The 21,346-nt window shown below is 63.4% G+C and carries 21 protein-coding genes; 6 read left to right on the top strand and 15 right to left on the bottom strand.

Annotated features, from left to right (window positions below; genetic code table 11):
• Positions 1–7: 7 nt before the first annotated feature.
• The 6 genes from ahbB (JL100_RS27740) to JL100_RS27715 are packed head-to-tail and all read right to left on the bottom strand — an operon-like array spanning position 8 to position 5,222.
• Positions 8–499 (bottom strand): siroheme decarboxylase subunit beta, encoded by a 492-nt coding sequence (ahbB, locus tag JL100_RS27740; RefSeq protein WP_202684842.1) that lies wholly within the window; start codon positions 497–499, stop codon positions 8–10.
• Positions 496–939, bottom strand: a complete 444-nt coding sequence (locus tag JL100_RS27735; protein ID WP_202684841.1) for an Lrp/AsnC family transcriptional regulator — start codon at positions 937–939, stop codon at positions 496–498. The genes ahbB (JL100_RS27740) and JL100_RS27735 overlap by 4 nt, the downstream gene beginning before the upstream one ends.
• Positions 939–1,964 carry a siroheme decarboxylase subunit beta gene (ahbB, locus tag JL100_RS27730; protein ID WP_228420938.1) on the bottom strand — a complete coding sequence of 342 codons (1,026 nt, stop codon included), beginning with the start codon at positions 1,962–1,964 and terminating at the stop codon, positions 939–941. Before ahbB (JL100_RS27730) ends, JL100_RS27735 begins: the two co-directional genes overlap by 1 nt.
• Positions 1,965–1,967: 3 nt before the next feature.
• A complete protein-coding gene (locus JL100_RS27725) occupies positions 1,968–3,128 on the bottom strand; it encodes a cytochrome D1 domain-containing protein (protein WP_323378337.1) in 1,161 nt (386 codons plus the stop codon).
• Positions 3,125–3,481, bottom strand: a complete 357-nt coding sequence (locus JL100_RS27720) for a c-type cytochrome (protein WP_228420937.1) — start codon at positions 3,479–3,481, stop codon at positions 3,125–3,127. The genes JL100_RS27725 and JL100_RS27720 overlap by 4 nt, the downstream gene beginning before the upstream one ends.
• A gap of 58 nt (positions 3,482–3,539) precedes the next feature.
• The gene (locus JL100_RS27715) at positions 3,540–5,222 is read right to left on the bottom strand and encodes a cytochrome D1 domain-containing protein (protein ID WP_456115304.1); all 1,683 of its coding nucleotides are present in this window, start codon (positions 5,220–5,222) and stop codon (positions 3,540–3,542) included.
• A gap of 445 nt (positions 5,223–5,667) precedes the next feature.
• Between JL100_RS27715 and JL100_RS27710 the strand changes: the two genes are divergently transcribed.
• From JL100_RS27710 to JL100_RS27700, 3 genes are all read left to right on the top strand, one after another.
• Positions 5,668–7,737 (top strand): NosR/NirI family protein, encoded by a 2,070-nt coding sequence (locus JL100_RS27710; RefSeq protein ID WP_202684840.1) that lies wholly within the window; start codon positions 5,668–5,670, stop codon positions 7,735–7,737.
• Positions 7,734–8,738, top strand: coding sequence for an FAD:protein FMN transferase (locus JL100_RS27705; protein ID WP_202684839.1), 1,005 nt, complete (start codon positions 7,734–7,736; stop codon positions 8,736–8,738). The genes JL100_RS27710 and JL100_RS27705 overlap by 4 nt, the downstream gene beginning before the upstream one ends.
• 107 nt (positions 8,739–8,845) lie before the next feature.
• The gene (locus JL100_RS27700; protein ID WP_202684838.1) at positions 8,846–9,493 is read left to right on the top strand and encodes a hypothetical protein; all 648 of its coding nucleotides are present in this window, start codon (positions 8,846–8,848) and stop codon (positions 9,491–9,493) included.
• A gap of 101 nt (positions 9,494–9,594) precedes the next feature.
• On the opposite strand, the gene JL100_RS27695 is transcribed toward JL100_RS27700, so the two are convergent.
• From JL100_RS27695 to JL100_RS27665, 7 genes are read right to left on the bottom strand one after another with little or no spacing between them, the layout of a single operon-like run.
• Positions 9,595–10,368 carry a CbiX/SirB N-terminal domain-containing protein gene (locus JL100_RS27695; RefSeq protein WP_202684837.1) on the bottom strand — a complete coding sequence of 258 codons (774 nt, stop codon included), beginning with the start codon at positions 10,366–10,368 and terminating at the stop codon, positions 9,595–9,597.
• Positions 10,344–11,201, bottom strand: coding sequence for a uroporphyrinogen-III C-methyltransferase (gene cobA, locus JL100_RS27690; protein ID WP_202684836.1), 858 nt, complete (start codon positions 11,199–11,201; stop codon positions 10,344–10,346). The genes JL100_RS27695 and cobA overlap by 25 nt, the downstream gene beginning before the upstream one ends.
• Before the next feature lie 39 nt (positions 11,202–11,240).
• Entirely contained in the window at positions 11,241–11,915 is a 675-nt protein-coding gene (locus JL100_RS27685) for a DUF4142 domain-containing protein (protein ID WP_202684835.1), read from the bottom strand.
• 20 nt (positions 11,916–11,935) lie between these two features.
• On the bottom strand, positions 11,936–13,849 hold the full coding sequence (locus tag JL100_RS27680; protein WP_202684834.1) for a nitric oxide reductase activation protein NorD: 1,914 nt from the start codon (positions 13,847–13,849) through the stop codon (positions 11,936–11,938).
• 10 nt (positions 13,850–13,859) lie between these two features.
• Positions 13,860–14,657: a CbbQ/NirQ/NorQ/GpvN family protein gene (locus JL100_RS27675; protein ID WP_228420936.1), complete on the bottom strand. Its 798-nt coding sequence runs from the start codon at positions 14,655–14,657 to the stop codon at positions 13,860–13,862.
• 23 nt (positions 14,658–14,680) lie between these two features.
• Positions 14,681–16,030, bottom strand: coding sequence for a cbb3-type cytochrome c oxidase subunit I (locus JL100_RS27670; protein WP_202684832.1), 1,350 nt, complete (start codon positions 16,028–16,030; stop codon positions 14,681–14,683).
• Between the two features lie 57 nt (positions 16,031–16,087).
• Complete coding sequence (locus JL100_RS27665; RefSeq protein WP_202684831.1) at positions 16,088–16,540, bottom strand: c-type cytochrome; 453 nt, start codon at positions 16,538–16,540, stop codon at positions 16,088–16,090.
• A gap of 624 nt (positions 16,541–17,164) precedes the next feature.
• Here JL100_RS27665 and JL100_RS27660 point away from each other — a divergent pair.
• From JL100_RS27660 to JL100_RS27650, 3 genes are all read left to right on the top strand, one after another.
• Positions 17,165–17,437, top strand: coding sequence for a hypothetical protein (locus tag JL100_RS27660; RefSeq protein WP_202684830.1), 273 nt, complete (start codon positions 17,165–17,167; stop codon positions 17,435–17,437).
• A gap of 203 nt (positions 17,438–17,640) precedes the next feature.
• Positions 17,641–18,834, top strand: a complete 1,194-nt coding sequence (locus JL100_RS27655; RefSeq protein WP_202684829.1) for an NnrS family protein — start codon at positions 17,641–17,643, stop codon at positions 18,832–18,834.
• A 96-nt stretch (positions 18,835–18,930) separates the two neighbouring features.
• Positions 18,931–19,647 carry a Crp/Fnr family transcriptional regulator gene (locus JL100_RS27650; protein WP_202684828.1) on the top strand — a complete coding sequence of 239 codons (717 nt, stop codon included), beginning with the start codon at positions 18,931–18,933 and terminating at the stop codon, positions 19,645–19,647.
• A gap of 35 nt (positions 19,648–19,682) precedes the next feature.
• On the opposite strand, the gene JL100_RS27645 is transcribed toward JL100_RS27650, so the two are convergent.
• Both JL100_RS27645 and rnk read right to left on the bottom strand, forming a co-directional pair.
• The gene (locus tag JL100_RS27645) at positions 19,683–19,997 is read right to left on the bottom strand and encodes a metal-sulfur cluster assembly factor (RefSeq protein WP_202684827.1); all 315 of its coding nucleotides are present in this window, start codon (positions 19,995–19,997) and stop codon (positions 19,683–19,685) included.
• Positions 19,998–20,243: 246 nt separating this feature from the next.
• Positions 20,244–20,705 (bottom strand): nucleoside diphosphate kinase regulator, encoded by a 462-nt coding sequence (gene rnk, locus JL100_RS27640; protein WP_202684826.1) that lies wholly within the window; start codon positions 20,703–20,705, stop codon positions 20,244–20,246.
• Positions 20,706–21,346 lie beyond the last annotated feature (641 nt).

Genomic DNA, 21,346 nt, shown 5'->3' with positions numbered 1-21,346 from the left:
AGATCTCCTATCCGACGATCCGCAATCCGGTCTTCTTGAGGATGCGCGTGCTGTAGAGAATGGAATGGCCGCGGTCGGCAGGGCCGATCAAGTCTGCGATCGCCGCCACCTTGTCCTCGACTTCGGCCCGTGTGCGGCCATGGACCATGGCGAAGAGGTTGAAGGGCCACATCGGCAGGTGGCGGGGTCGGTGGTAGGCGTGGCTGACGAAATCCAGGGCGCCGACCCGGCGGCCGATCGCACTGACAGCGTCGTCCGGCACATCCCAGACTGACATGCCGTTGGCGCGGTAGCCCAGGGCATAGTGGTTCGGCACGACGCCGATCCGGCGGATGATCCCGGCACTCAGCATCCGGTTCAGCCGGCGAATCACGTCCTCGGCTGGAATGCCGAGTTCGCCTGCTAGGTGATGATAAGGCTGTTCGACAAGCGGCAGTCCGGCCTGAGTCGCTTGGATCAGACGCCGGTCAAGGGCATCGATGGGCGGATCGTCGCTCATGCCTCAAACCTCAGGCCGACGAAGAATTCCTCCAACTTGCGCATGTCGTGGACCACCAGTCCGGTTTCGGAAGATATCTCGGCGAGCATGCGGTCGATGTCGCCGGGCCGCTCCGTAGCAAGGACGAACCACATGTTCAGTTCGTGATCGCGCTCGTAATTGTGCGCCACTTCCGCATGGGCGTTGACCAGAGCCGCCACTTCGTCGAAGCGTCCGGGCGGCGCTGCCAGTGCTGCCAGCGTCAGGCCGCCGCCCAGCCGTTCGGCGTGGTACATCGGTCCGAACCGGGACAACACGCCCGTCTCCAGCATGTCCTCGATGCGGCTGATCAGATCTCGCTCCCCGATGCCCAGGGTTTGGGCCGCATCGAGGAACGGGCGCTCGGAAACTGGAAAGCCGCCCTGCAGATTATTGATGATGCGGCGATCGAGATCGTCCATCAGGCAGCCTCCGGGGTCCGGGAAAGGGTGGCGCCTCGCTGCTTGAAGCGCCGGCGGCTGAACAACATCGTGTGTTGGACCCCGGCAAGGCCGGGCAGGGCGCGAATGGTGGCCACTTGCTCCACGACGGTGTTGCGGTCGCGTCCATGGATCATGCAGAACAGATTGTAGGGCCAGTCCGGCAGGCGGCGCGGGCGCCGGTAGCAGAGGGTGACGAAGGGCAGGGTGGCCAGCCTGGCACCGACCTCATCGACCGAGTGGTCCGGAACGTTCCAGACCACCATGGCATTGGCCCGGTAACCCAGTTCGTGGTGACGGACGATAAGGCCGCACCGTTTGATCACGCCGCAGACGAGAAGCCATCGGAGCTCGCTGAGCAACTCCGCTTCCGTGATGCCGAGTCGAGCTGACGGCTGGGCGAAGGGGCGGGGAACCAGGGGCAGCCCATCCTGTAAGGCCGCAAGTATATGACGATCCTGATCCGTCACACGCACTGCCCAACCACCTGCCGGGTCCATCTTCTTTGATTTTCTCTGGTTCCTCGCGCTATCGCGAGACAGCGAAAAACCAAGATCGATGTGGTACGCAGCCTCCAGCGGCAGGTTGAGCACCGCGTACCCGGTTTCCCGCTCGATCTCTCGCAGAGTCTGCTGCAGTGCCTGCGCATCCGCCGCCGCGACGACGAACCAGAGGTTCAGCCGGTGCTCGCGCTCGTAGTTGTGGTTGACCTCCGGCCGGGCGCTGACCCTGGCCGCCACCGCAGCCAAATCGCCATCTGGAACGGCCATGGCCGCCAGGGTGCTGGCGCCCGCCATATTGGGCCGGATGACGAGCCCGACGCGACTCAGCACGCCAGTTTCACGCAGCCGATCAAGTGCCTCCAGAACGTCACCCTCGCGGCTCCCTGTCGCGTCGGCCATGACCTGATAGGGATGCTCAACCAGGGGCAGATCGCGCTGGAATGCGTCCAGCAGACGGCGCTCGAGTGGTCGTAGCGGCACGTCGCAAATATTGTCCAGATCCATGGCTTAGTACCCGATGCGGTGGGCGCGGGCGGTCATGAAGATGCCGCTGGGCTTGTCCGCCGGCAGGGAGCCGAGCAGCGTGAAGCTGCGGGTATCGTAGACATCAACCCGATCGGCATCGCGCACCGATACCCAGACCTGCTCGCCGCGCGGAGTGAACTCCAGGTGAAGCACCCCCGGGCCGGGTTTGATGCTGTGCACCACTTCCAGGCTGGCCGCGTCGATCACCTGGACCGTGTCGTTGTGGGGATAAGCGAAGTTGACCCAGATCTGCCGGCCGTCTGGCCGGGACACGGCGAAGACCGGCTGGCCGTGGACCGGGATCCGGCCGATTTCCTGCCAATCCTTGTCCATGTCAACGACCAGGATTTCGTGCCGACCGACGGCGGGGAGGAAGGCATTTTTCCCTGCAATCGCGACACCCTCGAGGTGCGGCATCTTGTAGACGGGCAGGGGGTCCTCGCCGCGACCGTAACCGTCGAGAATGCGCCGTACGCCCTTCTCGGGATGCCATAGATCGAGCAGCGCCAGCCCGTCCTCGCCGAACAGACCCGCCACGTAGTAGCGGCCATCCGGCGTGATCAGGGCGTCGTAGGGATTCTGCCCCACATTCGGGTATTTCGTGATTTCCGGGACTGCCGGATCGCTCATGTCCACCAGCCAAATCTCCCCCAGATCGTACAGGCTGAACACGAATCGCTGGTCCGGGGCATCGACCAGGCCGACCACCTTGGATCCGGTCGGAATGTCGGCCAGCGGCTCCAGCGTTCCGGCATCGAATACCCGCACGCCACCCGGCTCGTAATTGGAAACGGCAACCAGCCTTCCATCCTGAGAGATCGCACCGCCGATGCTGTTGCCGGCCTGAACCACGCGGTTTTCCAGGTTTCCGGTAAGCAGATCAACCTTGCTGAGGCCGCCATCACGCCCGAAGACGTAGGCGTACCGCGCATCGCGCGAGAATACGGCCGAGGCATGACTGAGGTCACCAAGCTCGGGAACGCTCGCGAGTTTCGTACGGAGACTTGAATCGATGACCTGGACACGACCCGCGGCGCGCTCCACGACGATGCCGAGATCGCCGGTTCCGCGCTGATCCGCAGCCGTAGCGTATACTGGAACGGCCAGGAGGATGGCTCCCATCAGGACGCCTAAATGCTTCATTTCAATCCCTCGCGCAGTCGATCAACCAGCCATCGGGCCTCTTCCGGCTGCAATTCGAAGCGCCACGGCGGCATTGGTTTTCCGGGCACGCCGTCGAGGATGATCCCGACCAATGTCGGTTTGTCTTTGCCCGCCAGGGTGTCGGGTAGCAGGGGCGGGCCCAGGCCGCCCTTCATGGTCAGTCCATGACAGGAGCCGCAGTCATGCCTGAGAAGCGTCATCAGCTCGACTTGACGGGCAGGTGTCGGGCGCTCGGCGCCCGACACCACACTGGACGCTAACAGCGCCGAGGAAACCATCACGAGAAGAGCCGATTTAGGCTGAAAAAATCGGAAATACCGGAATTTACCCACGGCTCACCTTTGGTCGGGGCAGCCGGCGGGCGATGCCGCCCGCCGGAGGAGGTCAGGTTCAGTAGACGTCCTTCTGGGTATTGTAGACGTTGAACTTGCCGGTCGGCGTGACCAGCCTCGGGTCCTTGATGACGTGCTTCAGCTTGCGCGTCTTATCATCGACTATGACGATGGCCGACTGCTGGTCCTTGGCGTTCCAGACCGAGAACCAGACCTCGGTGCCGTCCTTGTTGTACTCCGGCTGCACGACCCGGCGCATGCCCTCGGTGATGCCGGACCACTCGCCGATCGGCAGCACCTCGTATCCCTTGTCGAGGTTGTCGATGTCGAACACAGCCACGCTAGCGGCGATCTCGGCTTCGGGATTGAGAGGAGTGTCAACCCAAAGGTTCTTGGACTTGGGATGGGTCTTGATGAACAGCGAGCCGCCGCCCTGGCCCTCCAACTCCTGCACCACTTTCCAGGCCTGGTCGGGGTGCTTTTCCGGATCGGTGCCGATCAGGCTGATCGCCTCGCTGCCGAGATGGCTGGTTGACCACACCGGGCCGAACTTGGGATGGACGAAATTGGCGCCGCGGCCGGGATGCGGCGTCGTGCTGGTCTCGACCAGGGACACGAGCTTGTTTTCCTTGGTGTCGATCACGCCGACCTTGTTGCGGGCGTTGGCCGCGACCAGGAAGTACCGGCCGGTGCGGTCGAATCCGCCGTCGTGGAGGAAGCGTTCGGCCTCGATGTTGGTGATCTTGAGGTTGGTCAGGTCGTCGTAGTTGACGACCATGATCTTGCCCGTTTCCTTGACGTTGACGATGAAGCTCGGGTTGTGGTGCGACGCCACGATCGCGGCGACCCGCGGCTCGGGATGGTAGTCCTGGGTATCGACGATCATGCCCCGGGTCGAGGTGATCTTCATCGGCTCGAGGGTGTCGCCGTTCATGATCACGAACTGCGGCGGCCAGTAGGCGCCGGCGATCGCGTACTTGTCCTCGAACCCCTTGAACTTGGAGGTTTCGACCGAGCGCGCCTCGAGGCCGATCTTGACTTCGGCGACGGTGTCCGGCTTCTCCATCCAGAGGTCGATCAGGTTGATTTTGCCGTCGCGGCCGATCACGAAGAGATAGCGGCCCGACGCCGAAATACGCGAGATGTGCACAGCGTAGCCGGTCGGCAGAACGCTGACGATCTTGTAGGATCCGCCGTCGATCAGGGCGATCTCGCCGGTGTCGCGGAGCGTCACCGAGAACAGGTTCTCGACGTTGATGTCGTTCATCTTGCGGGTCGGCCGCTGGTCCGGTGGAACCAGAACCTTCCAGGTCTCCCGCATCTCCTTCATGCCGAACTCGGGCGGCGTCGGAGGATCGTTGAGCAGGTATTTCGCCATCAGCTCGACGTCTTCCTTCGAGAGATCTCCCGAGGTGCCCCAGTTCGGCATGCCGCCCGGCGAGCCGTAGGTGATGAAATCGCGCAGGTAATCGAAGCCCAGTTCACGCGTCAGGTCGGGTGTCAGCGCCTTGCCGGTTGCTCCGCCGCGCAGCACGCCGTGGCACCCGGCGCAGCGCTCGAAGTAGATTTTCTTGGCTTTCTCGAATTCCGCCTGACTGAGCTGCGGCACGCCGGGCTTCGCCCCGGGCTGCTCGGTGGGGATGTCCGACAGGATATTGTGTTCCGGCTGGTACTGGTCACCCGGCTGGGTCCTGTGGACATCTTCAGGCTTCGGCTTCTCCGCCGTATTGGATCCCTGCACCGGCTCATCGACAGAATGCTGTCTGTCCTGCTGCTGTTGCGCCATGAGGCCAGTCGGCCCGAGCGCGATTATCGTGGTGACTGCCGCTCCGGCCATAAGCTGCCTGACCATGGTCTGCATCCTCTATCCTCCCGATAAGGTTCGAGCGGTCTGAGTAGAGCACAAATTTTCGAGGGGGAACTTGCTCGGGAGCAAGGTATGTAAGGGAAAAAACGCCCAGAATGCTTTTTGGGAAAAGAAACAGGATCAACCGATTTCTCCGTAAATTCGGAGCGTACTTTCGGCCATTCACAGGCTGCTGCAAATGAACGTGAAAGCCGGTATTGCTTTGCTCCAGATATCCGCAATTGCGAGGACGCTCCCGCTGCTATCCACGCTCCCGCTGCTGCTTCTGCTTCTGGGGTTTATCTTTGTCGGTTCAGCTGTCCAGGCGGCTGAACCTCGCGTGAGCGAACTGGTGCATGTGTTTGCCGACGCGGACGGTTTCGGCGAAAGGATGCCGCAGATCCCTGTGTATCCGGCCTACCGGAATGGCTCGATAGCGGGTTATGTCTTTTTCAGCGCCGACATTATGGACAGTGCCGGCTACTCGGCCAAGCCGATGAATGTCGCGATCGGGATCGACCTGCAGGGGCGGATTGTCGGAGCCCATCTGGTCGAGCATCATGAGCCGATCCTGATCCTCGGAATCACCGACGAGCACCTCCGAGCCTTCGTGGCGCAGTACCGCAATGCGGACATCCGGGAAGCGGTCAAGCTCCGCTCCGTCTCGGGATCGGACAGCGTCTCACGGGTAGTCGATGGCATCAGCGGCGCCACGGTAACGTCCCTGACGCTGAACAGCCTGATCGTCGGAACGAGCCGCATCGTGGCGGACGCGCTCGGACTGCTCGGGGACCATAGACCTGGTTCCGCGGCGGCGCTTCGGGATGAGTTCCAATCGGCCAGCTGGGCCGACCTGCGCACCGACGGCTCAATCGCCGAGCTGGCGCTCACCACCGGCGTCGTGCGTGAAGCCTTTCGCCGGCAGGGAGCCGAGAACCTGCCCGGCCTGGACGGTCCGGCGGAGAGCAACTTCATCACGCTCTATGCCGGACTGGCATCGCCGGCCCGCATCGGTCGCAATCTCCTCGGCGACCGTGTTTACGCGGACCTGATCACCAATCTCGGTGCCGGAAGTTCCCTGATCTTCGTCGGTGCTACCGGCCTCTATTCCTTCAAGGGAACCGAGTACCGGCGGAGTGGCGTGTTCGAGCGGTTGCAGATCGTCCAGGGCAGCAGGACCTTCACGCTGTCTCCCGATCAGCAGCGCATCATCGAGAAAATGCCGCTGCAGGGTGCGCCGGAGTTCCGCGAAACGGCCCTGTTCGTGATGCCCGAGGACAGCGGCTTCGATCCCGCAGCCCCCTGGCGCCTTGAGCTGCTGGTGACTCGAACCTCCCCCGATCGTGGAACCGTCTTGGAGGTGTTCAACCTGCCATATGATCTGCCTGCGCGCTATCTACCGGCTCCAGCGCAGCCGACAGTGGCGCAGGCCGATTTGGTCAGCGTCGATTGGCGCGAGGTCTGGTGGAGCCGCCGGGGAGATATCGGGATCCTGGCCTCCATTCTTGTTACGCTGACCGGGATCCTGGTATTCCAGGACGCGCTCGCCAAGCGCCCGCTGCTGTGGAACCGCCTGCGCATCGTGATGCTCACGATCACGTTGGTCTGGATCGGCTGGTACGCCCACGCCCAGCTGTCGGTGATCAATGTCCTGACCTTCACCAATGCCCTGCGCACCGAATTCGACTGGACGTTCTTCCTGCTCGATCCGCTGCTGTTTATCCTCTGGAGCTTCGTCGCGGTGGCGCTGCTGTTCTGGGCGCGCGGCGTGTTCTGCGGCTGGCTCTGCCCGTTCGGGGCGCTGCAGGAACTGACCAACCGGGCGGCCCGGGCGCTGCGGGTACCGCAGGTCCGGGTTCCCTTCGGGCTGCACGAGCGGCTCTGGCCGATCAAGTACATCCTGTTCATCTCGCTGTTCGCCGTCTCCCTCACGTCGATGGAGCGTGCCGCCGTCTACGCGGAGGTCGAGCCGTTCAAGACGGCGATCACACTGCGGTTCATGCGCGACTGGGTTTGGGTGGCTTATCCCGTGGCCCTCCTGACCGCCGGCCTGTTCATCGAGCGCTTCTACTGCCGCTATCTCTGCGCCCTCGGAGCTGCCCTGGCGATCCCGGCCCGGCTGCGCATGTTCCGATGGCTGAAACGGCATCCCCAGTGCGGCCGGGAATGCCGGATCTGCGAGCAGCGTTGCCCGGTCGAGGCGATCCACCCGACCGGGGAGATCAATCCCAACGAATGCATCTACTGCCTGAAATGCCAGACCCTCTACTACGACACCCATACTTGCCCGCCCATGATCATCCGGCGCAGACGGCGCGAGAGCAGGGCAGGCGCCGGGGCGGCGCGCGGCGTCGCTTCCGGTGAAAATCCCGCAAAGGCGACCCAGGATACTGCGGAGGTGAAGCCATGACCCCGGTTTCGGACACGACCAGAGGGGACGTGATGCCACGGCGCCGTGTTCTTCAGCTCCTCGGCGCCGCGGCCGGCTGCCTGCTTGTTCCCCAGTCTGTCGCCAGCGGTGCGGATGCCGGCATTCTGCGCCATGAATGGACAGGCACTGCCCTGGGGGCGGTGGCGAACATCACCCTTTTCCATCCCGATCCTGCAGAGGCCCGGTCGATCATCGGGGCCTGTCTTACCGAGATCGATCGTCTTGAGAGTGAGTTCAGCCTGTTCCGGCCGGGCTCTGCCCTGTGCCGGCTGAACCGTGACGGCGAACTGCTCAGACCCAGCCTGGATATGCGCCGGCTGTTGACCGAAGCGGCGCGATTCGGCGACCTCAGCGACGGACGTTTCGACGTGACGGTCCAGCCGCTCTGGCGATTGCTGGCGACGCACAGGGAGGCGGGGACCGTACCTCGGCGTGAGGATCTTCGGGCAGCATTGGCTTTAATCGATTATCACCGGATCGAAATCACTTCCCGGCGGATCCGCTTCGGTCAGCCCGGCATGGGGGTAACCTTGAACGGCATAGCCCAGGGTTATGTGACCGACCGGGTGGCCGAGCTTCTCCGCGCCAGAGGCATCGAGCATGTCCTGCTGGACCTCGGCGAGATGAGAGCCCTGGGGCCCAAGCCGGACGGCCGGCCGTGGCGCATCGGCGTGCGTGATCCCGGTAAGTCGGACCATGTGCTGCGGGAATTCGATGTCATCAACCGGGCGGTTGCTACATCGGCTGGAAGCGCCGACCTCAACATCCTCGACCCCCGGAAAGGAAAGGGAGGAGCGCTATACTCCAGCGTCACAGTCGTGATCGGGAGTGCGACAGCGGCCGATGCCCTGTCAACCGCCTTATGCTTGACGCCGCAGGACGAAGTGGAGGTGCTGGTGGCAAAAGTCGGCCCTGCCACGGTACTGCTGGCCGGCAATGACTGGATACGCCTCGTGGAACATGGCCCGGGTATTCATTGACGGACAGACATTTGGTCGGGGTGTCGGGAGAGCATCGCATCTGTTGGATCAATAGTTTCGAACTTCCTGTTGATTCGGACAGCAAGATAACGGGAGGAGAGCGAGTCATGAGACACCGGGATTGCTTGGTAGGGAATGTCCGCCGACTGATCAGCCCTGCCTGCGCCGGGAAGGGCTACACGGTTGCCGAGGGTGTTCACATCGACGAAGGAGTCAAGGCCGATCTGCTCGTCATAAACGGTGCCGACCCTGTGCTGGCCGTCGTTATTGCCGAGCACATAGATATGGCGGCGCTAGCTGATCTCAGGACTACTCTTCCTCGCATCACGGCGCATCCCCTGGAGCCTCACCTTCACCTCATGGTTCCGCAGGCCGATTTATCGCGAGAGAGTTCAGGATCTCCGGGTTGGTCGTCGCTGAACCAGTATGCCAGCGCTCGAAGCAAGCGGCCCATCAGAGTCGATGTTCTCGGAACGACACTCGGACTGGACGAGGTTTATGCCGGTTTAGCCGATAATCTGCCGCCGTCCCAATACTACCGACTGGTGGTTGGGTTCGGACTCCTGAGTGAAGACAATCCCAGCTTGGCGGATCTGACCGAGGGCATAGAAAAGATGCTGGATACGGCACGCGACAGCGGAATGATGGCGCCCGGCTCAGAGAGGCTCGTCTTTCTGCGCTGGCATCTGGAGCATCCATCGACCGGAATCATCATCGAAAGGTTAGTTCTGCCAAGTACTTCCGAACAGAACTGACGGCAGGCAGCATCTCCGGAGATGATCCGACCGGCATGTGGAGCTTGGATATGTCATTGGAACGGCGGATCTGGCACCCTGCTTGCGCTCAAGGCTCGAACCTATGGAAGCTGCAGGGCGATTTCGGTCGCGATGCTTTCCGCTATCAGCGCCGTTACCCTTTTGTCGGCGCCCACGGCTCCAGTATACCGCACCCGGGCACCTGGCCGGGATCCAGTCCGGTTTTCCCATGCCTCGATCCAGCCAGGGATATCGAGGGAGGAGTGCAGCCCGTCAGCCGCGAAGAAACCCGCTAGGGCTACTGGCGGTCCTTCCGTAGGAAGGTCGCGCAGCCAGTCCTCAATCCTGGGTGCCTCGTCGATGAAGGCACACTCGATAGAGAGGAACTCCGACCGGCGCCTGATCTCGCCCGCGTGGCGACGGGTGATTTCGGCGGATGCGGAGCTTTTCGGCGAGCCGTGGCCGATCACCATCAGTCGCGTACCCAACGGCTCCCAGCCGGCTGCGTGACATGTTTCCAGAGTTCTGAGCCTCAGGATCTCCGCCATGCCGGGATGCATGCCGATCGGCGTCCGGTAGATCAGGAGACTGCCGTCGCGAGAGGTTCGGGGTCCCTGGAGCCCCAGCGTCTTCGGGATGACGGTGCGCGTGTAGTAGCCGTCGCACATGAACAGGGGGATGACATGGATCGTCCGCGCACGCATCGCCTCCAGCTGGTCGCGGGGATCCTCTCCCGCCATCAGGAAGGCGACGCGGGCTTCCGCGAAACGCCCGCTAGCCATCAGGCGGTCAGCGTGGCCGCAGGCGGAGACGAGAGGGCCAGGGCTGTGCTCCGATCCATGACCGATGATCAGGATGCTGGGTTGCTGTTCCATGGAGCATGCCCCCTTGCTACACTTAAATTCATTGCCGCATAGTTTTCGATAGAGCTTTGTTGCGCCAAGGCGGTGTTGTCTTCGGCAAGATTTGCGGGGCATGCGAGGCTGACCACCTTCCCGATGACGAACAGCGCCCGCCCGGTCCGGTGCTGCGCGGCCGCAAGCTCTCCGATCGTCGCCAGCGAAGCGGTCAGGTTTGTCTGGCTGGGCAGGGTACCGTCGCAGATCATCGCCACGGGGGTTGATCCCGGCAATCCCGCCCCGATCAGCCGGTCCGCGATGCCCCTGATGTTCGCAAGACCCATGTAGACGGCCAGGGTGGTGTTGGGATCCGCCAGGCCCCGCCAGTCGTGGTCCAATTCGTCGTTCTGGCAGTGGCCGGTGATGAACCGGACACCGGTGGCGAGCCCTCTGTGGGTCAGCGGGATCCCGAGCGAACTGGCGCAGGCCGAGGCTGCCGTGATGCCCGGCACGACCTCGCAAATGATCCCGTGCCGCGCCAAATACTCCACCTCTTCGCCGCCGCGGCCGAAGATGAACGGATCACCGCCCTTGAGACGCACGACACGCCGGCCGGACCGCGCCAGGTCCACCAGCATCTCATTGATCCTGTCCTGGGAAAACGGGTGATGCCCCGGGGTCTTGCCCACGTCGATCAGCGCCGCATGGCTCGGTATGCCGTCGAGAATGGCCCGGGATACCAGCCGGTCATGCACGACGACTTCCGCATCGTGGATCAGGCGCCATGCTTTGACCGTAAGCAGGTCTGGATCTCCCGGTCCGGCACCGACCAGATGAATGCACGGCGCCGCTGCTGCTCCAACTGCCATTCAACATCTCCACCGGACGACATATACCTGCGTTCAATCTCAACGGGCCTTGGTCGGATCGCCGTACTGGATCGCCTGGCCTCCCGGAGAGGTCTCGATCCCAAACCGGTCGGCCGCCTGCCGAAGCGCATCCCGGTCCTTCTGTATCCCGACCAGGCTGGTGATCGCGAAGGTGGCGAGTTCGCGGTCCGGCGTGTGCGAGGCCTGGGTCTGGTACAGGTCAACCAGGCGGTCGTGAAGGCGCAGCTGGGCCTCGACATAGCCCTTGCCGAACTCTTCGCCGCTCTTGCTGGACAGCGCCTGGACGGCTTGCTGGGCCATGCCCTCGCGGGCGTTCTCAGGGTTGCTGACAGCACCCGCAGCGCCGAAGGCATCGGTGCGTTCGGGCTGCAGCTGATCGGCTGGCGGCAGAGTGCGGGTATCGGTCAGGCGCGTCAGGTCGCCGGTTAGCTTGACGTGGGTTTCCGCGATTCGCTGGGCAAGCGAACGAAGCTCGCCGTCCGGCGCCTTCTCCGCCGCGAGGCGCCCCAGTTCAACCTGACCCTGGCTGGCCGCGGTCGCTTGCCTGAGGAACAGGGCGTCCTCGCGCGGGAGTGACTGGCCCTGCTGCGGCGGAACCCGCGGGTCGGGGTCGGGCTTGATGTTGGCCTGGGACCAGGCCGGCCCGGAGAGCGCGGTGAGGCCGAGCAGGGCTAAAGTAATGATTTTGCGCATGATGACTCCTCCGGGGCCTGTCACCCCGTCAGCTGGCGGTAGATTGCGGGCAGCGCCGCGGGAAGACGGGCGACATGCGGGAAGATGGCGTAGGATCCCGGCCCGAAGATGTAGGGCAGGTAATCACGGCCCTGGGCATCCACGGTGACGCCGAACAGTCGGAGACCGGCGCGCCGTGCCTCCTGGACGGCCACGCGGGTGTCCTCGATGGCGTAGCGGCCCTCGTAGTGGTCGATGTCGTTCGGCTTGCCGTCGGTCAGGACCAGCAGCAGCCGGTGCGAGTGCGGCCGCCTGTCCAGCAGTGCCGTGGCGTGGCGGATCGCGGTCCCCATGCGGGTGTAGCTGCCGGGCTTCAGCGCCTGGATGCGGCGGACCACGCGCGCACCGAGGTGCTCCTCGAAATCCTTGACGGTCCTGATATCGACGCGCTGGCGCCGGTGGGACGTGAAGGTCAGGATTGCGTGCTCGTCACCGCAGGCGGAAAGACCGTGCGTCAGCGCCAGCAGCGCCTCTTTCTCGACGTCGAGGACCCGGCGCTCCTCAACGTAAGAATCGGTGGACAGGGAGACATCCACCAGGACACAGACCGAGAGGTCGCGGGCGACGTTGCGCACGGCCGTGTAGACCCGCTCCGAGCCGATGCCGCCGGCCCGCCGGTCGGCGACCGAGCGGACCAGGGCCGAAAGATCCAGATCGTCGCCATCGGGTTGGCCGGTCATCACCTGCCGGCGCGGGCGCATCGCCTCGAACTGGCGGCGCACCAGGCGGATACGGCGCAGCGCATCCTCATCGGGTCGCCACTCGTTACCTTCCAAAGATGCTGGTTCGGCGATCACCCGGCAGTGGTGGAGATGATGGCGGCGACGTTTCCAGTCCCACTCCGGATATGTGAACTCGGCCCGGATCGGTTCGATATCAACCTCGCCGGCACTCAGATCCAGGTCCAGCTTCAGCCGCGTCGAGACCTTGCGCTCGTGCTGCCCGAGGGCGATCTCATCGAGATCCTCGGCTGCCTTCTTTGCATCTTCTTCGTCGTCCTCCTCCGTCTTGCGGTTCAGGTTGACCATCTCCGCAAGGCCCAGGATCTTCTCGAAGCGGTTCAGCATCAGCGGGTCGTCGCGTCGGGTTTGGTCGTTCTCCCGGCGCGATGCTTTGCGGCGCTTGCCGTCACCCTCGGATCCGGCGCCGCCGTCCTCGTCACCCTCTGCCGGTGCGGTTCCCGGCCGGGGTTCGATGATCTCGCCCCACAGCGGGACCGGCAGGAACGGGTGGTATCCCACCTTTGCCCGGAAACGGTCGAGCGAGGCTGTTGCGTCCATCACTGCGGCCAGCATCTCGGGATCCGGGCTGGCGTCGCCACCAATCAACTTAATGACCAGAGCTTCCACGGCCGCTTCCTGCCCGGACAGGCTGCGGCTGGGCCTGGCCATGAGGAGTACCCGGCAGAGGCGCTGGTGAAGCGCACGCAGGCCCGGCCACTGAGCGATTGCAAGCTCTGTCGTTCGACGGGCGGCGCGCAATCGCGCGAGGTCGGCCTGCAGTGCATCAGGTGGAACGTCTGGCGCAGCCTCGGCATGGGCAAAGAAGGCGGCGAGCCACTCGAAGAGTGCTGCGTTGTCCGCGCGGTCGGGGAAGACGTCGATACGATCCGGGAGCTGGAGCGTGGCGCCGTCGTAGCGGGCGCGTTCCACTTTCTCGGTGCCCAGGCCGAGCCTCTGGATGAGGCCCAGGCGATGCTCTGAGACCTCCGCCGCACCACCGGCGAGGCGGACCGCACCGGGGCCGCCCAGTGCACGGAACAGCACGCCGAGCTGGGTGCGCATCTCTTCCAGGCGAATGGCCGCCTCGGGATGGCGTTGGTATGACGAGACACTGCCCACCAGACGGTGCCATATGCCGCCGACGAACTCTTCCGGCTCCCAGAACGATGCCATGAAGCACTCCTCAGCCCAACGTGAGCTCAACGACCCTCAACAGGGCTTTCTTGACTTCCGGGTCGTCGGTCAGCGGCTCGATCATGGCGGCCAGGATGGCCTCCTCAGACTTCATGCCGGAGTGGATCAGCGTCGCGCAATAGACAAGCAGGCGGGTCGAGACCCCTTCCTCGAGATCCTGCCCCTTGAGATCCCGGAACGCGTTGCCGAGGCGAACCAGCGGCGTCACCCGGTCCCGCGGCAAGCCGCTCTCCTGGGCGACGATCGTGATCTCGGCCTCGGGAGGCGGAAAGCCGAACTCGATGGCGACGAATCGTTGGCGAGTCGAGGGCTTCAGCGATTTGAGGATGTTTTGGTAGCCCGGATTATAGGAGACGATCAGCATGAACTCGGGCGGGGCCTCCAGCAGCTCCCCGGTGCGCTCCAGCGGCAGCAGGCGGCGGTCGTCGGTCAAAGGGTGCAGCACGACGGTCACGTCCTTGCGTGCCTCGACGACCTCGTCCAGGTAGCAGACGGCGCCCTCGCGCACGGCCCGGGTCAGCGGCCCATCGGTCCAGACCGTGTCGCCGCCCTTGAGCAGGTAACGCCCGGTCAGGTCGGCGGCCGTCAGATCGTCGTGGCAGGAGACGGTGTGGATCGGGCGCCCGAGTCGCGCCGCCATGTGGCTCACGAAGCGGGTCTTGCCGCAGCCGGTTGGCCCCTTGAGCAGCAGAGGCAGCCGGTTGCGGTAGGCATGCTCGAACAGCGCCACCTCGTTGCCGGTCGGCGTGTAGAAGGGAACGGCGGCGGATGCCGCCGTTCCTCCCATCGGATTGTCCATAGCCGCGGCCATCACTCGGCCGGCGCCACGGAGGACTGCATGCGCGCCGGCGCCTGTTCGCGGGCCGGACCAAACATGGCATAGACGAACAGGAGCACGGAGATCACGACGAAGACGCCGGACCCGAGGCGCATCCAGTAGAACAGCGCCAGCTGCTCCTGGACCTCCATGTAGGTCAGCCCCATGACGCGCTGGAGGTGGATCTGCACGACGCCACCGAAAGTGAGCACGAAGGTCATGAAGGCCATCGCCGAGGTCATGATCCAGAACGTCCACATGTTGAGCACCTGGTTGTAGGGTGCGCGGCCCCGCAGGTGCGGCATGGCGTAGCTGATGATCGACAGGACCAGCATCACGTAGGCGCCGAAGAAGGCGAGATGGCCGTGCGCCGCGGTAACCTGGGTGCCGTGGCTGTAGTAGTTGACGAAGGACAGGGTGTGCATGAAGCCCCACACGCCGGCGCCGAAGAAGGCGAAGACCGGCGTGCCCAGCGTCCACAGGAAGGCCGCCCTGTTCGGGTGGTCGCGCCGTCCTTTCCAGGCCATGGTGAAGGCGAACAGCACCATGACGAAGAACGGGGCGACTTCCAGCGTCGAGAAGATCGAGCCGATCCACTGCCAGTAACCCGGGGCGCCGATCCAGTAGTAGTGGTGGCCGGTGCCGAGCAGGCCGGAGAACAGCGCCAGGCCGACGATGGCGTAGAGCCACTTCTCCACCACCTCGCGATCGACGCCGGTCAGCTTGATGACCAGGAAGGCGAGGATGGAGGCCATGATGAGCTCCCACACGCCCTCGACCCAGAGGTGGACGACGTACCACCAGTACATCTTGTCAACGGCAAGGTTCGACGGGTTGTAGAAGGCGAACAGGAAAAACAGCGCGAGCCCCCACAGGCCCAGCAGCAGAACATTGGCGACCGCCGTCTTGCGGCCCTTCAGCACGGTCAGGGAGACGTTGTAGAGGAAGATCAGGGCTGCCACGACGATGCCGATCTTGACCCAGAGCGGCTGCTCGAGGAACTCACGCCCGCCGTGAATGCCGAAAGTGTAGCCGATCACGGCACCCAGGGCGCCCACCATCAGGATCGCCAGCTGGACATAGGCCAGCATCGGGCTCTCGATGTCGCGCTCCGCCTCCTCCGGGATCAGGTAGTAGGCCGAGCCGAAGAAGCCCAGCAGGAGCCAGACGATCAGCGCATTGGTGTGGATCATGCGCAAAATATTGAAAGGCAGGATCTCGGCCAGGAAATTGGGTACGGCGTAGACGGTTGCCGCGAGCGCCCCGACCAGCACCTGGACGACGAACAGCGTCATCGCGCAGGCGAAATACCAGTAGGCGATTCGTTGGGTATCGTACTTCATTCGGTGGCTCCCCTCCGGCCAGCGTCGTTTTTCCGCAGGTTCATATCCAGTCGTACCTCAGCCCGCGTCGTTCGGCGGCCAGCCCTGCGTGTTGATGCGGCTGGTCCACTCCAGGAAGTCGGAAAGGTCGTTCAGTTCCTGGTCGGTGAGGTTGAACTGCGGCATTTGGCGGCGGCCCTCGATGCCGCTGGGCTGGGACTGCATCCAGGCGACCAGGGCCGCCCGGGCACCCTCCGGGTCTTCCCGGCCGCCATAGCGGACCCAGACATTGCCGAGTTCGGGCGCGAAGTAGGCGCCCTCGCCAAGCAGCGAGTGGCAGTTGATGCAGGAGTGCTTTTCCCAGACATGTTTACCGCGCACGACGCCCTCGGTCAGCGTCGATTCATCAGTGCTGACCGTCACCATGTAGTAGTGGCTGTGGAGCGTGAGCGCCACGAAGGTGACGAAGAAGAATGCGGAACCGCCGTAGAAAATGTTGCGGACGGCTGATTTTGTGAACCGTTCGGTCATCACCTAACCTCAGTTGAGCGCCCTCCGGCACTTTCTCGGGGATGATTATCACCGGATGGGGATTTTGAACACGCACCCAGGGCATTGCCTGCTCGCTGTGCTCTTGTGAGGGCAGATTGGTTTCGCGTGCCGCAGGAACCCTGCTTGCTTCTTATGTACGTGATCCGCGTCCCGTCGGATGCATATCCGTTCTCCTTTGATGAACTTCAGGGGAGTACATAACCACCATCGTGGATGTGAAACCTTGCTCCAACGCAAGGTTTCACTTTTTTGCCAAAGATTTCCGCAGATTCTTCCCTGGGCAGGCGATTACAATCATGCCGAGGTGATCGATCTCATACTTATTTGCGGAGAGAGTGGTGGTGGCCGCAGATCGCCTGTCATAGCTGGTGCCTCGGGACATCCACCGAGCCGGTACTAAAGTTCTAGTAAATAGGACTGTTCCGCGTCGTGGCTTCGCTTGCCTCATGTCTCAACCAATTATCGGGTTTCTGAGGCGGTTATGTGCCTAATGCTGCTGATTATCAGGCCCTGCTGATCCGCTGACGGAAAAATATTGTCCATGAGCGAGGGCGTGGTTTATGGTCCGCCGACGTACAAAGTCGATGAACATTGGAACGGAGTATGATTGATTTCACTTACGATCCGGACCGCGACACCTTCGTCGGCTTGACCGAAATCGGAACTTACATCGCTTCCTCCACCGGCCGTCGGGATGTACGCCAGACCGATCACCCCCACAAGAATACCGTCGTTTACACCATGACTTTCCAGCCCGCCGACGCCGGAGAGTCGCAGCGGCATATCCTCGGGGAGGGGCGTGAGGCGGCGGTCACGGTGCAGGCTTTGGAGCACTATATCGAGCATTGCCTGCTCCGGGATAGTTCTGAGGCCTGAGCGACTCCGCATATCCGAAGCAGCCAAGTAGTACCATGTCGGCCTGCGGAACCGGACAACAGGAGTTCTTCTGGTTGGCTCTGGCTGAGGGTTCCGGCATGTCTGCGTCTCCGCCCTCCTGTTTTGACTAGGATCAAGCACCGCGCTCCTGCCTCGGGAGATGATGCGGCCGCGCATCCGTCACCGTTTCCGAGGCCCCACCCGTGACCAATCCGACCGCCAACGCGTCCGCTCAGCACCGGCCCTACGTTCTATTCGCTCTGGGCTTCCGGCCATTCTACCTGCTTGCAGCCGGCCTCGCCGCTGCCTGGATCCCGCTGTGGGTGATGGTCTGGCACGGGCATTTCACCATCCCAAGTGGCTTCAGCACGGTCGGCTGGCATACCCACGAGATGCTGTTCGGGTTCACCTCGGCCGTCCTGGTGGGGTTCCTGCTGACCGCGATCCCCAACTGGACCGGAAGGCCGACAGTCGCCGGTTTACCGCTGGCCGGGCTGGCCGGCCTCTGGTTGGCTGGCCGCATGGTCATGCTGGCAGGTGCTGGCCTGCCCTGGCAGGTGGTCGCCGCGGTGGATATCGCCTTCCTGCCGCTGGCGGCCGCATCCATGCTGCCGCCCCTGGTGGCGACCCGGAACCGGCGCAACATCGCTTTTCCGTTCGTCCTGATCTTCCTGGCATTGGCGAACCTCACCCTGCATCTGGACGCGGCCGGCATCGCCCCGCTCGGGGCGGAAGCCACGCGCGCGGTGCTCGCGGCCCTGCTGGTGATCCTGGTGATCATGGGCGGGCGGGTGATCCCGTTCTTCACCAAGAACCGTCTGCCTGTGGCAGGCGCCGACCGCAGCGAGCGGCTGGATACCCTCGCCACGGCGGCGACCGCACTGGCCGCGGTGCTTTCCGTCCTGGCGCCGCTAACACCGGCGAGCGGTGTCGCGGCCCTCGCTTCGGCGTCACTGCTGGTCGTCCGCGCGCTGCCCTGGAAACCGTGGGCGACGCGCAGTGTTCCAATGCTCTGGGTGCTGCACGCCGGCCACGCCTGGATCGCGGTGGCGCTGTTCCTGCGCGCGGCGCTGGATCTCGGACTCGATCTGCCGGTCAGCACGCCCGATCATGCCTTCACCATCGGCGGCATCGGCGTCCTGACCCTGGGCATGATGGCCCGCACCGCCCGCGGCCATACCGGACGCCCGCTTGAGGCGACCCGTCTCATGACCGCCGCCTTCACCATCATCAACCTCGCCGCCCTGGTCCGGGTCTTCGGCCCGATCGCAGCGCCGGAGTTCCAGGCCCCCGTGATTGGATTGTCCGGGTTGCTGTGGGCAGTCGCTTTTCTGCTCTACCTTGTCGAGTATGTTCCAATCCTTATAGGCGCCCGGATCGATGGCCGGCCGGGATAAGGTAAGTTTCGTGACCTCTGGATCGCATTTTATCAAAATTCCGCTTATTGATGTTCCGACCATGTCGATTGTCGGCCATTAAGGAGCAGCCCGATCATGTCCACATTACTTGCCGGTCTGTCCCCGCAGGATGCTGATCTCGTGCGCGGATTGCCAATGTTCGAACAACTCGCCGAACAGGATCTCGCCTCGCTGCTGGCGACCGCGACGGTGCGGACGGTGGAGCGGGGAGCCGACCTGTTCTTGCAGGGAGATCCGGCTGATCGGTTCTTTGTCGTGCTGGAAGGCTGGGCGAAGCTGTACCGGGTCAACCGTGACGGGGCCGAGGCCGTGATCCGGATGGTGAATGCTGGCGAGAGCTTTGCCGAAGCGGCCATGTTTGCGGGGGGCCATTTCCCTGTCAGCGCCCAGGCGGTGACGGACCTGCGCGTGCTGTCGATCACATCCAAGGCATTCGCCCGCTGCGTCCAGGCGGACGTCAGGACGGCGTTCGCGATGCTGGGTTCCCTGTCCACGCGCCTGCGCATGCTGGTCCAGCAGGTCGAGCAACTTCAGGTCCAGTCCGCTCCCCAGCGAGTCGGCAGCTTCCTGCTGAAGCTGTGCCCGCCCGGCGGGGGCAACGCTTCCTTCAAGCTGCCGCTGGAAAAATCACTGGTCGCCAGGCGGCTCGGCATCCAGCCCGAAACCTTCTCCCGCGCGCTCGCGAAATTGCGCCCGGTCGGCGTCGAGGTTCATGGCTCCGTGGTGTCAATCGCTAACATCGATGTCTTGCGGGAGTTCTGCCTGGAGGACGAGGACCTCGAGGAGGACTGATCAGGAGTATGGGCTGACGTAAATTTGCGGTAGACTCATCCTGATCTGCCTAACTGGCGGCGACCCTCGGCGGTAATCCGGTCCGGGGTCCAGGGCGGGTCGAAAGTCAATTCGACCCGCATCGGGCAATCGGGATCAGCAACCTCGGCCAGCGCGGCCTCGGCCTGCTCCACGATCAGGTCGCCCATCGGGCAGCTCGGATGCGTCAGGCTCAGGAGGACGCGCAACCCATCGGCCGTTTCCTCGATACCATACACCAGGCCCATATCGACCACACTAAGCTCGGTTTCGGGATCGAGGACTTGGCCCAGGGCTTCCCATGCGGCAGAAATGGCTTGTTCGGAATTCATGGGGCGGTTTTTTCCTTTCACCTCAGCAGTTTGGACCTGAATAGATCCAACAGATAACTGCGGCGGACCATCCGCACAAGAACGCAGCCTTGGCTGCAGCCGCTCGCGTGGCTGCAGCCAAGGCTTCCAGCTGTTTCATCGGCAGGATCCTTTCGCCGCGCGTGACCTCAATAAGCCACCCGCCCCGGATCGGCGAGAGTTCCCGAAAGAGACAATATCCGCCGCAGCGTCCCTGGCCTATGGCGGTCAGGCGTCCTGGGGCTGCCGCACCCCAAGCAAGGTCAGTTCTCTCACAGTCCCGTTCCGCGTCTCCCAAGTGATCGATTGTCCTGCCTTGAGACCGATCAGGGCGATCCCGATCGGCGTGAGCACTGAAACTTTCCCCTGCGAGATGTCGGCCTCTCCGGGATAAACCAGCGTCACCGTCCGTACGGTTCCCGCCGCCTCGTCCCGGTACTCCAATTGGCTGCCTATACACACGATGTCTTCGGCAGCCTGCCCCCTCGGGAGAATGGAAGCGCGATCCAGTTCCTCGGCCAGGCAGGAGGCGACTTCCGGCATCGTTCCCGTGGCGGCGCGCACCAGGGCCGAAAGGCGGTCATGGTCATCCGCCGTGAGCGTGATGCGGGGCTGCTTTCGACCAGCTGGCGATCCGACCTGTATGTTCTTCCTCAATTTATCCTCCATCGTCGTGCGGTTTTCCGGCATTTCAATATCAAGCAGCGGCAGGACCCGGGTCGTCCCCACTGCCCTGTGGAGCAATCTGCTGGCCCTGCGAGCGGGGGCGAAGTTTCGGCGCCAATCTCACCACCTTTGCATCGGGCAACTCCACTCCAGGGTCGGAATTGCACTCGCTAGCAGGGGTCTTCGGTTTCAACGCCATCGGGGATCTCCTCTCGACGATACGCGATTGCATGCCGAACTTGCAGGCGCTCAGCAGCCTGCAAGGCGTCTCTCCGCCAGACGGAACAGACACAATATTTTGAAACGCCGCCGCTTCGGACGCCTTAAACGTCCGCTTTTCCAAAAGACTGGATGAGTTGTAGTGTCCTGAAAGTGCCCCCGGGCCCGCGACCCGGCGGCACGCGTCGAGCCCGGGGCTAGTTGCCCGCGATGAGGTGACCTGCGCGATGCAGGAGACGATCAAAGGACACGATGATAAACATACCGATCATCTTAGTTCATCTTCATGTTTTGTCAAACCTTGAAAACCGACTCCGGACTTTTTGCGTCACCGTGGGCTCGACGAGCCGCTTGAGACATGGTGTATCCTCGGTGATGAAGGAATGGAGCGCCTTCGATACCGAGGCGCCTTGCAAATCTTGGTTTGTTGCCCGTCCAGAAGCCGT

The organism is Skermanella mucosa (assembly GCF_016765655.2).
In the GTDB taxonomy this organism is placed as follows: domain Bacteria; phylum Pseudomonadota; class Alphaproteobacteria; order Azospirillales; family Azospirillaceae; genus Skermanella; species Skermanella mucosa.
Note: the sequence above shows the minus strand (reverse complement) of the source record. Positions and strands in the feature narration are given on the sequence as shown.

What these genes read in the sequence shown, in the direction of transcription:
- ahbB (WP_202684842.1), bottom strand. Translation starts at nt 499, where the DNA reads ATGAGCGACGATCCGCCCATCGATGCCCTTGACCGGCGTCTGATCCAA.
- JL100_RS27735 (WP_202684841.1), bottom strand. Translation starts at nt 939, where the DNA reads ATGGACGATCTCGATCGCCGCATCATCAATAATCTGCAGGGCGGCTTT.
- ahbB (WP_228420938.1), bottom strand. Translation starts at nt 1,964, where the DNA reads ATGGATCTGGACAATATTTGCGACGTGCCGCTACGACCACTCGAGCGC.
- JL100_RS27725 (WP_323378337.1), bottom strand. Translation starts at nt 3,128, where the DNA reads ATGAAGCATTTAGGCGTCCTGATGGGAGCCATCCTCCTGGCCGTTCCA.
- JL100_RS27705 (WP_202684839.1), top strand. Translation starts at nt 7,734, where the DNA reads ATGACCCCGGTTTCGGACACGACCAGAGGGGACGTGATGCCACGGCGC.
- JL100_RS27700 (WP_202684838.1), top strand. Translation starts at nt 8,846, where the DNA reads ATGAGACACCGGGATTGCTTGGTAGGGAATGTCCGCCGACTGATCAGC.
- JL100_RS27695 (WP_202684837.1), bottom strand. Translation starts at nt 10,368, where the DNA reads ATGGAACAGCAACCCAGCATCCTGATCATCGGTCATGGATCGGAGCAC.
- cobA (WP_202684836.1), bottom strand. Translation starts at nt 11,201, where the DNA reads ATGGCAGTTGGAGCAGCAGCGGCGCCGTGCATTCATCTGGTCGGTGCC.
- JL100_RS27685 (WP_202684835.1), bottom strand. Translation starts at nt 11,915, where the DNA reads ATGCGCAAAATCATTACTTTAGCCCTGCTCGGCCTCACCGCGCTCTCC.
- JL100_RS27680 (WP_202684834.1), bottom strand. Translation starts at nt 13,849, where the DNA reads ATGGCATCGTTCTGGGAGCCGGAAGAGTTCGTCGGCGGCATATGGCAC.
- JL100_RS27675 (WP_228420936.1), bottom strand. Translation starts at nt 14,657, where the DNA reads ATGGGAGGAACGGCGGCATCCGCCGCCGTTCCCTTCTACACGCCGACC.
- JL100_RS27670 (WP_202684832.1), bottom strand. Translation starts at nt 16,030, where the DNA reads ATGAAGTACGATACCCAACGAATCGCCTACTGGTATTTCGCCTGCGCG.
- JL100_RS27665 (WP_202684831.1), bottom strand. Translation starts at nt 16,540, where the DNA reads ATGACCGAACGGTTCACAAAATCAGCCGTCCGCAACATTTTCTACGGC.
- JL100_RS27660 (WP_202684830.1), top strand. Translation starts at nt 17,165, where the DNA reads ATGATTGATTTCACTTACGATCCGGACCGCGACACCTTCGTCGGCTTG.
- JL100_RS27650 (WP_202684828.1), top strand. Translation starts at nt 18,931, where the DNA reads ATGTCCACATTACTTGCCGGTCTGTCCCCGCAGGATGCTGATCTCGTG.
- JL100_RS27645 (WP_202684827.1), bottom strand. Translation starts at nt 19,997, where the DNA reads ATGAATTCCGAACAAGCCATTTCTGCCGCATGGGAAGCCCTGGGCCAA.
- rnk (WP_202684826.1), bottom strand. Translation starts at nt 20,705, where the DNA reads ATGCCGGAAAACCGCACGACGATGGAGGATAAATTGAGGAAGAACATA.